Annotated in this window: 10 protein-coding genes and 2 rRNA genes; 7 read left to right on the top strand and 5 right to left on the bottom strand. The window is 72.8% G+C overall.

Annotation, left to right across the window (positions count from 1 at the left end):
• The 7 genes from VGE38_RS05910 to VGE38_RS05880 all read left to right on the top strand — a co-directional run.
• The coding region (locus tag VGE38_RS05910) for a PucR family transcriptional regulator (protein WP_331141610.1) at nt 1-429 on the top strand (429 nt) is incomplete at its 5' end.
• Nucleotides 430-508: 79 nt separating this feature from the next.
• On the top strand, nt 509-1,708 hold the full coding sequence (locus VGE38_RS05905; RefSeq protein WP_331141609.1) for an acyltransferase domain-containing protein: 1,200 nt from the start codon (nt 509-511) through the stop codon (nt 1,706-1,708).
• The gene (locus tag VGE38_RS05900; RefSeq protein WP_331141608.1) at nt 1,708-2,709 is read left to right on the top strand and encodes a beta-ketoacyl-ACP synthase III; all 1,002 of its coding nucleotides are present in this window, start codon (nt 1,708-1,710) and stop codon (nt 2,707-2,709) included. Before VGE38_RS05905 ends, VGE38_RS05900 begins: the two co-directional genes overlap by 1 nt.
• An 84-nt stretch (nt 2,710-2,793) precedes the next feature.
• The gene (locus VGE38_RS05895; protein ID WP_331141607.1) at nt 2,794-3,039 is read left to right on the top strand and encodes an acyl carrier protein; all 246 of its coding nucleotides are present in this window, start codon (nt 2,794-2,796) and stop codon (nt 3,037-3,039) included.
• An 81-nt stretch (nt 3,040-3,120) separates the two neighbouring features.
• Nucleotides 3,121-4,383: a beta-ketoacyl-[acyl-carrier-protein] synthase family protein gene (locus VGE38_RS05890; protein ID WP_331141606.1), complete on the top strand. Its 1,263-nt coding sequence runs from the start codon at nt 3,121-3,123 to the stop codon at nt 4,381-4,383.
• The gene (locus tag VGE38_RS05885) at nt 4,383-5,840 is read left to right on the top strand and encodes an acyl-CoA carboxylase subunit beta (protein WP_331141605.1); all 1,458 of its coding nucleotides are present in this window, start codon (nt 4,383-4,385) and stop codon (nt 5,838-5,840) included. The genes VGE38_RS05890 and VGE38_RS05885 overlap by 1 nt, the downstream gene beginning before the upstream one ends.
• 138 nt (nt 5,841-5,978) lie before the next feature.
• Nucleotides 5,979-6,584, top strand: a complete 606-nt coding sequence (locus VGE38_RS05880) for a hypothetical protein (protein WP_331141604.1) — start codon at nt 5,979-5,981, stop codon at nt 6,582-6,584.
• Between the two features lie 7 nt (nt 6,585-6,591).
• Here the strand turns inward: VGE38_RS05880 and VGE38_RS05875 are convergent, their stop codons facing one another.
• The 5 genes from VGE38_RS05875 to VGE38_RS05855 all read right to left on the bottom strand — a co-directional run.
• Nucleotides 6,592-7,122, bottom strand: coding sequence for a DUF3145 domain-containing protein (locus tag VGE38_RS05875; protein ID WP_331141603.1), 531 nt, complete (start codon nt 7,120-7,122; stop codon nt 6,592-6,594).
• 161 nt (nt 7,123-7,283) lie between these two features.
• Nucleotides 7,284-8,108 (bottom strand): PP2C family protein-serine/threonine phosphatase, encoded by an 825-nt coding sequence (locus VGE38_RS05870; RefSeq protein ID WP_331141602.1) that lies wholly within the window; start codon nt 8,106-8,108, stop codon nt 7,284-7,286.
• Between the two features lie 4 nt (nt 8,109-8,112).
• Nucleotides 8,113-9,042: a tetratricopeptide repeat protein gene (locus VGE38_RS05865; RefSeq protein WP_331141601.1), complete on the bottom strand. Its 930-nt coding sequence runs from the start codon at nt 9,040-9,042 to the stop codon at nt 8,113-8,115.
• Between the two features lie 116 nt (nt 9,043-9,158).
• A 5S ribosomal RNA gene (rrf, locus tag VGE38_RS05860) occupies nt 9,159-9,275 on the bottom strand.
• Between the two features lie 172 nt (nt 9,276-9,447).
• Nucleotides 9,448-9,550: ribosomal RNA gene (locus tag VGE38_RS05855) — 23S ribosomal RNA — on the bottom strand; the annotation flags it as partial.

Below are 9,550 nucleotides of genomic sequence, written 5' to 3'. Positions count from 1 at the left end.
CCGGGCCCGGTGGTGGCCGGCCCCGTGGTCGCGGACCTGGCGGGCGCCCATCTCTCCGCACGCGCGGCGCTGGCCGGGCACCGCGCCGCCGACGGCTGGCCCGACGCCCCGCGGCCGGTGCTGAGCTCGGAGCTGCTGCCCGAGCGTGCGATCGCCGGGGACGAGGACGCCCGGCGGCACCTGGTCGAGCAGGTCTACCAGCCGCTCACCCGGGAGCGCAGCACGCTCGTGACGACGCTGGCGGCCTACTTCGACACCGGGGGCTCCCTGGAGGCCACCGCCCGGGAGCTGTTCGTCCACCCCAACACGGTGCGCTACCGGCTGCGGCAGGCCGCCGAGGCCACCGGCTTCACGCCGAGCGACCCGCGCGACGCCTTCGCGCTCCGGCTGGCGCTGGTGCTCGGCCGGCAGGACGCCTCGCGTTTGTAGGAACCCTCCAAAGAAGCAGCGGCGAGTTTCGTGCGGGCCCGACACGGGTGACCCGCCGGTAGCCAGGCAAGGTTGTCCCGTGCTCGTCATCGTCGCCCCCGGCCAGGGGGCCCAGACCCCCGGCTTCCTGACCCCCTGGCTCGCCGACCCCACCTTCGCCGCCCGCTTCGAGTGGCTCTCGACCGTGGCCGGCCTCGACCTGGTGCACTACGGGACCGAGGCCGACGCGGCGACCATCCAGGACACCAGCATCGCGCAGCCGCTGCTGGTCGCCACGGGCCTGGTGGCCGCCCTGGAGCTCTTCCCGCATCCGGCCGACGCCTTCGAGCGGATCGCCGCCGTCGCGGGCCACAGCGTCGGCGAGCTGACCGCCGCCGCCGGTGCCCGGGCGATCACCGCCGAGCAGGCGATGGTGCTGGTCCGCGAGCGCGGCAAGGCCATGGCGGCGGCCGCCGCCGCGACGCCCACCGGCATGACCGCCGTCCTCGGTGGCGACCGCGAGGACGTCCTGGCGACGCTCGCCCGTCACGGGCTGGTGGCCGCGAACGACAACGGCCCCGGCCAGGTCGTCGCGGCGGGCACGCGGGAGCAGCTCGACGCGCTGCAGGCCGACCCGCCGACCAAGGCGCGGCTGATGCCACTCAGCGTCGCCGGCGCCTTCCACACCGAGCACATGGCGCCGGCCGTCGGCCACCTGGCCGGGCTCGCCCGCTCGGTCTCGGTGCACGACCCGCGCACCCGCGTCATCTCCAACCGCGACGGCCAGGTGGTCCACTCCGGTGCCGACCTCCTCGCCCGCATCGTCGGGCAGATCGCCAGCCCGGTGCGCTGGGACCTCTGCCTGGAGACGATGGCGGACCTCGGCGTGACCGGCATCCTCGAGATGCCCCCGGCCGGCACGCTGACCGGCATCGCGAAGCGGTTCTTCGCCGGCGCCGGCGTCGAGACCTTCGCGCTCAAGACCCCCGACCAGCTCGACGAGGCCCGGGCGTTCGTCGAGCGGCATGGCGAGGTCGGCTCGCGCAGCGGGCTGGACACCTCGCCGACCTGGCGCATGGTCGTCTCCCCCAGCAAGGGCACCTTCCACCGCTCCGAGGCGGCTGCCGACGCGCACGTCCTGGCGCCCGGCACGACCATCGGCGACGTCGCCAGTCTGCGCGACCGGATCGCGGTCACCGCCGCCCACGGCGGCCAGGTCGTGGAGTGGCTCGTGGAGGACGGCGACCCCGTCGCACCCGGTCAGCCGCTGCTGCGGCTGCACCCGGCAGGCGCCGCCTGATGGCCACGCTGCAGGCGCCGACCGGCGCCGCCCACGCCGCGCTCCTCGGGCTCGGGGCCTACCGGCCGTCCCGGGTCGTCCCCAACAGCGAGATCGTCGACGCGATCGACTCCAGCGACGAGTGGATCCAGACCCGGTCCGGCATCCGCGAGCGCCGGTGGGCGGGTCCCGACGAGACCGTGCTGAGCATGGCGCTCGGCGCCGGCCGCGACGCGATCGCCGACGCCGGGCTGGACGCGCGACAGATCGACTGTGTGGTGGTCGCCACCGTCAGCCACCTGTCCCAGACGCCGGCCGTGGCGACCCTGGTCGCCCACGAGCTCGGCACCGAGCAGGCCGCGGCCTTCGACATCTCGGCAGCCTGTGCCGGCTTCTGCCACGGCGTCGCCATGGCGGCCGACTTCGTCCGTGGCGGCAGCGCCCGGCACGTCCTGGTCATCGGCGTGGAGCGACTCTCCGACATCACCGACCCCACCGACCGTGGCACCGCCTTCATCTTCGCCGACGGTGCGGGCGCCGCCGTGGTCGGCCCCAGCGAGACCCCGGGCATCGGTCCGGTCGTCTGGGGCTCCGACGGTGAGCGCGCCGACCTGATCCGGCAGCGCGAGCCCTGGGACCAGGTGATCGCCGCCGAGCGGCCGGCGATGCCGCACCTGGTGATGGAGGGCAATCCCGTCTTCCGGTGGGCCTCGTTCGCGATGGCCAAGGTCGGCCAGGAGGCCCTCGACCGCGCCGGCGTCAGCGCCGAGGAGCTGGACTGCTTCGTCCCCCACCAGGCGAACCTGCGCATCGTCGAGGCGCTCGCCCGCGCGATGAAGCTGCCCGAGAGCGTGAAGATCGCGCGCGACATCACCGAGATGGGCAACACCTCGGCCGCGTCGGTCCCGCTCGCCCTGGAGCGGATGCGGCGCGAGGGGGACGCCCGGCCCGGCGACACCGCGCTGCTGATCGCCTTCGGCGCCGGGCTCGCCTACGCCGCCCAGGTCGTCCGGGTGCCCTGACACCCCCGATCCCGGCGGCCACCCGCCGCCGTACGCACCACCCGATAACCCGAAGTAGACCCACAGAGAGAGAAAGAGGGATCCATGCCCACCACTGAGGAGATCCGCGCCGACCTCGCCGAGATCGTCAACGAGGTCGCCGGCGTCGACGTCGCCGACGTCCAGCTCGACAAGTCCTTCGTCGACGACCTCGACGTCGACTCCCTGTCGATGGTCGAGGTGGTCGTCGCCGCCGAGGAGAAGTTCGGCGTGAGCATTCCCGACGACGAGGTCAAGAACCTCAAGACCGTCGGCGACGCGGTCGGCTACATCGAGCGCGCCTCGGCCTGACCACCGCCCGGTGCCGACCCGGCACCGGGCAGCCCAGGCCCGTCAGGGCCGTCCCCCCGTCTTTCGCATCCAAGGAGAGCCATGAGCCGCACCCGAGTCGTCGTCACCGGGCTGGGCACCACCAGCCCGGTCGGCGGTGACGCGCCGAGCACCTGGGAGGCCCTTGTAGCGGGCAGGTCCGGGATCCGCCGCCTCACCGACGCCTGGGCCGAGGAGCTCCCGGTCAAGATCGCCGGTCGAGCCGCCGTCGAGCCCACCGACGTGCTCGACCGGGTCAAGGCGCGGCGGCTGGACCGCTCCGCCCAGCTGGCGATGGTCGCGACCATGGAGGCGTGGCGTGACTCCGGCCTCGTGGACGCCGTGGGCGAGGGCGGGCTGGACGGTGACCGGGTCGGCGTCGCCGTGGCCTCCGGCATCGGTGGCGTCACCACGCTGCTGGACAACTACGACGCGCTGCTGGCCAAGGGGCCGCGGCGGGTCTCGCCGCTGGCCGTGCCGATGCTGATGCCCAACGCGCCGGCCGCCAACATCAGCCTGTACGTCGGCGCGCGCTCGGCTGTGAACACCCCGGTGTCGGCCTGTGCCTCCGGCAACGAGGCGCTGGCCCTCGCGGTCGACCAGATCCGGCTCGGCCGGGCTGACGTGGTGGTGGCCGGCGGCACCGAGGCCGCCATCCACCCGCTGCCCATGGCGGCGTTCGCCAACATGATGGCGCTGTCCAAGACCGGCTCCGAGGACGGTGGCGACCCCACCACGGTGAGCCGGCCGTGGGACACCGCCCGCGACGGCTTCGTGCTCGGCGAGGGTGCCGGGATCCTGGTGCTCGAGCGACTCGAGCACGCGCAGGCACGTGGCGCGCGGATCTATGCCGAGGTGCTCGGCGCGGGCATCACCGCCGACTCCCACGACATCGCGCAGCCCGACCCCGCCGGCCGGGGCGGCAGCCGTGCGATCCTGCGGGCGCTCGCCGAGGCGGAGATCGCCCCGACCGACATCGCCCACGTCAACGCCCACGCAACCTCCACCCCGCAGGGCGACATCGCCGAGGGGCTGATGCTGCACGCCACCCTCGGCGCGCACGCCACGGAGGTGGTCGTCACCAGCACGAAGTCGATGACCGGTCACCTGCTCGGCGGCGCCGGCGCGCTGGAGTCGGTCGCGACCGTGCTGGCGCTGCACCACCGCGTGGCGCCGCCCACCATCAACCTCGACAACCTCGACCCCCAGGTGGAGCTCGACATCGCCACCAAGGCCCGCGACCTGCCGCTGGGTGACATCGCCGCCCTCAACAACTCCTTCGGCTTCGGCGGCGCGAACGTCGCGGTCGCGTTCGGGAGCATGTGATGACCGTCCGACAGGCCGAGGCCGGCGCAGCCACCCAGCAGCGAGCCGCCGCGAAGCCGCCGCGCGAGGAGGACCCCCGCTTCCCGCTCAACCGGCTCCACGCACTGCTCGACGAGGGCAGCGTGCAGTTGCTCTCCCCGGTCGACGACTCCGGCATGCTGGCGGTCACCGGGACCGTCGACGGCACCCACGTCGTCGCCTTCTGCTCCGACCCCACCGTCATGGGTGGGGCGATGGGCGACGAGGGCTGCCGGGTGGTCGTCGACGCCTACCACCGCGCGATCACCGACGGCGTCCCGATCATCGGGCTGTGGCACTCCGGTGGCGCCCGGCTCGCCGAGGGCGTCCTCTCCCTCCACGCGGTCGGCCGGATTTTCCAGGTGATGACCCAGGCCTCCGGCATCGTGCCGCAGATCTCCGTCGTGCTCGGCCCGGCGGCGGGCGGCGCGGCGTACGGTCCCGCCCTCACCGACGTGGTCATCCTCGGCCCCGAGGGCCGCATCTTCGTCACCGGCCCGGACGTGGTCCGCTCCGTCACCGGCGAGGACGTCGACATGCTGCGTCTGGGTGGGCCCGAGCCGCACGGCCGCCGCTCCGGCGTCGTCCACGTGCTGGCCGAAACCGAGCGCGAGGCGCTCGACCGGGCCCGCGGCCTGGCGAGCCTGCTCGGCGCCCAGGGCGGCCTCGACCTCGACGCCGTCGCGGACACCGACCTGGCCGCACTGCTCCCCGACTCCGCCAAGCGTGCGTACGACGTGCACCCGCTGGTCGAGTCCGTGCTCGACGAGGGCACCGCCATCGAGCTCCACGCCCGGTGGGCGCCCAACATCGTCACCGCTCTGGGACGGCTCGGCGGCCGCACGGTCGGCGTGGTCGCCAACAACCCGCTCCGCCTCGGCGGCTGCCTGGACTCGCTCTCGGCCGAGAAGGCCTCCCGCTTCGTGCGCATGTGCGACGCCTTCGGCGTCCCGCTGGTCGTGCTCGTCGACGTGCCGGGCTACCTCCCCGGTGTCGGGCAGGAGTGGGACGGCGTCGTCCGCCGCGGCGCGAAGCTGCTGCACGCCTTCGGCGAGTGCGTCGTGCCCCGCATCACGCTCGTCACCCGCAAGACGTACGGCGGCGCGTACATCGCCATGAATGCTCGCTCGATCGGCGCCACCCGGGTCTTCGCCTGGCCGGGAGCCGAGGTCGCCGTGATGGGCGCGGTCGCCGCGGTCCGCATCATCCACCGCCGCAAGCTCGCCGACCTGCCGCCGGACCTGCGTCCCCAGGTCGAGGCGGAGCTCGCCGCCGAGCACGAGCGGATCGCCGGCGGCGTGGACAAGGCCGTGGAGATCGGCGTCGTCGACGAGATCGTCGAGCCGAGCGCCACCCGTTCCGCGATCGCCCGGGCGATCCACGACGCGGTCCAGCGCGACGGCGTGCGACGCGGTCGGCACGGCAACATCCCGCTCTGACGCCCGCACCGCTCGGGCACAGCTCGCATCTCCCGGCCGGGCGGCCGTCGCAGCCGCCCGGCCGAGGTGTGACCGTAACCACATCCGCGCCGGTGCGTTGAACCCCTCGGAGACCGATCACGATCCGGGAGGGTTGTCATGTCCGCGCGTCACCGCCGCACCACCACCGGCCCGTGCCGGGCGCTCGTCGCCGCGGCCGTCGCCCTGGGCCTCACGGCGCTGGGTCCGGCGGGACTGGTCACCGCCCCACCGGCCGCCGCCGATCCGGTGACCGACCTCCTCACCGGCGTGAGCGGTGCACTGACCGGGCCCGCTGCCGGTGGGACCGCTCCCGGCCAGAGCGCCGCCCCGACCGCGGCGCAGTTCGCGTCGTGGGGATCGTTCAGCGCGCCGACGTACCGCCTGGCGAGGGGGTGCCACGACTACGCGTACCGCTACGCGGTGACGCCGCCGGAGCCCGACTGGGCGCTCGAGGTCTTCCTGACCGATCGCCGGGGCAGGGCGATCGGCTCCGAGATCATGATGTCGGGCGGCAACCCGACCTCCGCCGTCCGGCACTGGCGGATCTGTCGGAGCACGACCGTGCCGGGTGTGTTCACGATCCGCGGCGTCCTGACCTACAACGACTATCCGGAGCAGTACTCCGGGGCCGTGACGCCGACGCAGTTCCGCATGACGCCGGCGAAGCCGAAGAAGTGCGCCAAGCCGACGTGGCGCAAGCAGCACCCCCGCCGCTGCCGGTGAGGTCGGCTCAGACGACCTGGTGCAGCCAGCGCACCGGTGCGCCGTCACCGGCGTACCGGAAGGTCTCCAGCTCGTCGTCCCAGGGCTTGCCGAGCAGCTTGTCGATCTCGACGTTGATCGTGGTGTCGCCGAGCGCTGCCTTGACGACGGCGGCCTTGAGCCGGTCCTCGGGGATCATGATGTCGCCGTGCAGACCCGTGACAGCGTGGAAGACGCCGAGCTCGGGGGTGTAGGAGAAGCGCGAGCCCTCCGAGCCGGACGTCGGCTCCTCGGTGATCTCGAAGCGCAGGTGGTTCCAACCCTTGAGCGCCGAGGCGACGGCGGCAGCCGAGCCCACAGCGCCGGCCCAGGACAGCTCGGCACGGTAGGTGCCGGCCTGGGCCGGTTGCGGCGTCCAGTCGAGGTTCACGGCAACGCCGAGCACCCCGCCGACAGCCCACTCCACGTGCGGGCACAGCGCAGAGGGCGCCGAGTGCACGTAGAGGACGCCCCTCGTGGCGGGACGAGTGGCGGTAGCAGAGGTCGAGTATGCAGTCACCGTTGGTCTCCTTCGTTCCGGCGTGAGCGACGCCTTCCCCAGCGGTCTCCTCGGAACGAACTCGAACGAATCAGTGCTGCACTGAATGACACATGTGTAGTTGTACGACCCATTGTGACGCATGTGGCCGCTGTGCACCAGTGCGCCGCGCACTTCGCGCGCTAACGCGTGGCACCGGCGGCGTCGACGACGTTGGCCGGGTCATCGAGCGCGCCGAGCACAACGCCCTGATCACCGCCGTCCGGAGGTGGCCCGACGACGAGGTCGAGCACCACGCAGGTGACGTTGTCACGGCCACCGGCCGCCAGAGCGGCGTCCACGAGGGCCCGGGCGGCGGACTGGGCGTCCTCGAGGCGCAGCAGGTCGGCGATGCCCTCGTCACTCACGAGGTCGGTCAGTCCGTCGCTGCACAGCAGCAGCCGGTCGCCCGCCGCGACGCCGAGCCGGGCGACGTCGAGCACCGGGCCACCGTCGGCACCGGGCTCCTCCGTCGCGCCGTCCAACGAACGGACCACGACATGACGCCACTCGTGCCCGATCGCCTCGTCCGGGGTCAGCTGGCCGTGGTCGACCAGGTGCTGCACGTAGGTGTGGTCGGCCGACGCCTGCCGCAACAGGCCGTCGCCCCACACGTAGCAGCGGGAGTCCCCGACGTGGCCCAACCAGACCTCGTCGCCGTCGCACACGAGGGCCGTGAGCGTGGTTGCCATCCCGTGGCGGGAGGCGTCGGCCAGAATGCCCTCGTGAAGGCGCCGCTGAGCGGCCAGCGCGGCGTCCGCCAGCACGGCCGCCGGCGCATCGCCCCGGCGGGCGAGAGCGACCGCCGAGACGACGTACGCCGCTGTCGCGGAGGCGACCTCACCGGCCGCCGCTCCCCCGACACCGTCGGCGACCAGCGCGACCGACGGCCCCACGAAGGCCGCGTCCTCGTTGTGCTCACGGACGTGACCGACGTCGGTGACACCCGCGCCGGCGAACCTCAGCAAGGGCTCAGCTCTCCGCCAGGCGGCTCTCGAGCGCCGAGGCCCGCGCCGCGGCGTCGGTGATCTCGTCGGCGTCGATAGCCTGGGTGCGGTGGAACCACGCCAGCGCGTCGTTGAGGCGCCCGGCGGCCTCGAGCGTGTCGGCGTACGCGTAGCGCAGCCGCACCACCCAGGACGCGCGCGACTTGTTGTGGAGCGGCGCGAGCTCCAGCACGCGCAGCGCAGCGTCGAACTGACCGAGGTCCCGCCGGGCACCGGCCTCGACGATCGTCATCTCCGCCTTGGCCTCCGGGACGAAGCCCGCCACCGAGGGGCTGTGAGCGAGCTTGATCGCCTGCTCGGGCTGGCCGAGCGCACGATGGCAGTCCGCCATGATCGGGAGGTACGCCGTCGCCCCGTTCATCCGCTTGGCGGCCCGCAGCTCGGCCAGCGCCTCGGCGTAGTGGCCCGCGGCGTACGCCGCCTCACCCAGCGCCTCGCGGACGACCGCGAGCCGCTGGGCACGGTTCTTGGCCGCCTTGGCGTGCTGGTAGGCCAGCTCCGGATCGTCGTCGATGTAGACGCCGGCTGCAGCCAGGTGACGCGCGATGCGGGCGGCCAGCTTCTCCGGGAGGCCCTTGAGCTGAGCCGTCACCGAACGGTCGAGCTCACGACCGGTGATGTCGGGCGGCAGGTCGGGGCCGTCGTACGACTTCTGGTCCTCGGTCCGCTCGACCGGAGCGGGGCGCTCACGCGAGAAGCGCTCGCCGCCCGACCGGGCGCCACCGGAGCGGGCACCGCCGGACCTGTCAGGACGGGCGCCGCCCTTCGCGGGCGGCTTGCCACCGGCGCGCGCCGGCCGACCCGCACCGGCACCCTTGCCAGCACCCGACCTCGCGGAGCCACCCTTGCTCGGACGTCCCTGCGACGGACGCGATCCTCGACGATCCTCAGCCACGATCCAACCACCTTCTGGGCCGTATCGGCCCCACGTCTGACGACGAGCCTGCCGAAGCATGCCCCGCAAATCAACGTAGGGGCCACCTTGCGGTGGCCCCTACGTCTCAAAAGTATGTCCGGCGGCGTCCTACTCTCCCACAACCTCTCGGTTGCAGTACCATCGGCGCTGAAAGGCTTAACTTCCGGGTTCGGGATGGGACCGGGTGTTTCCCTTTCGCTATGGCCGCCGTAACTCTAATAGCGTTCACCGCGCTCGCCAGCTTTCGCCGGGGCTGCTGGTGACCACCAAGCCACTATTTAGTTCGATCTGGGCAGTTCAGTCTGCCTGTGTGAACCCACCGCCATCGCGAGGCGGTGAGCCGGATGTGGACGCGAGCGGTTCGTTGGTTTTGCAAAGTGTTTGTAAGACAAGCCCTCGGCCTATTAGTACCGGTCGGCTGGGCATTGCTGCTGTACACCTCCGGCCTATCAACCCAATAGTCTGTTGGGGGCCTTAACCCACAAGG

This window comes from Nocardioides sp. (genome assembly GCF_036405735.1).
In the GTDB taxonomy this organism is placed as follows: Bacteria; Actinomycetota; Actinomycetes; order Propionibacteriales; family Nocardioidaceae; genus Nocardioides.
The sequence above is the reverse complement of the archived record's forward strand: the minus strand, read 5'-3'. Positions and strand labels throughout refer to the sequence as shown.

Bases quoted from the DNA above. Each gene is read 5' to 3' on its own strand.
- VGE38_RS05890 (WP_331141606.1), top strand. From the start codon at position 3,121: ATGAGCCGCACCCGAGTCGTCGTCACCGGGCTGGGCACCACCAGCCCG.
- VGE38_RS05880 (WP_331141604.1), top strand. From the start codon at position 5,979: ATGTCCGCGCGTCACCGCCGCACCACCACCGGCCCGTGCCGGGCGCTC.
- VGE38_RS05895 (WP_331141607.1), top strand. From the start codon at position 2,794: ATGCCCACCACTGAGGAGATCCGCGCCGACCTCGCCGAGATCGTCAAC.
- VGE38_RS05900 (WP_331141608.1), top strand. From the start codon at position 1,708: ATGGCCACGCTGCAGGCGCCGACCGGCGCCGCCCACGCCGCGCTCCTC.
- VGE38_RS05885 (WP_331141605.1), top strand. From the start codon at position 4,383: ATGACCGTCCGACAGGCCGAGGCCGGCGCAGCCACCCAGCAGCGAGCC.